This window comes from Gilvimarinus sp. 1_MG-2023 (genome assembly GCF_030548285.1).
On the sequence record NZ_JAUOSC010000689.1, the window covers coordinates 1 to 303 of the forward strand.

At 55.1% G+C, this 303-nt stretch carries 1 pseudogene; it reads right to left on the bottom strand.

Annotated elements, in window-relative coordinates:
* Window positions 1–303, bottom strand: a pseudogene (locus Q4563_RS18630) (dihydroxy-acid dehydratase domain-containing protein); the annotation flags it as partial.

Genomic DNA, 303 nt, shown 5'->3' on the forward strand with positions numbered 1-303 from the left:
GTTCTGCATCATCCAACAGCACATTGATGCTGCGATTGGGGATGTCGATCAGAATAGGGTCGCCGTCCTTGAGCAGGCCAATAGCACCACCGGAAGCTGCTTCTGGTGACGCATGGCCGATCGACAGGCCAGAAGTACCACCAGAGAAGCGGCCATCAGTCAGCAGGGCACAGGCTTTGCCGAGACCTTTGGATTTCAGATAGGACGTTGGATACAGCATCTCCTGCATTCCCGGGCCACCTTTTGGACCTTCGTAACGAATGATCACCACATCACCGGCCACCACTTCGTCAGCCAGAATAC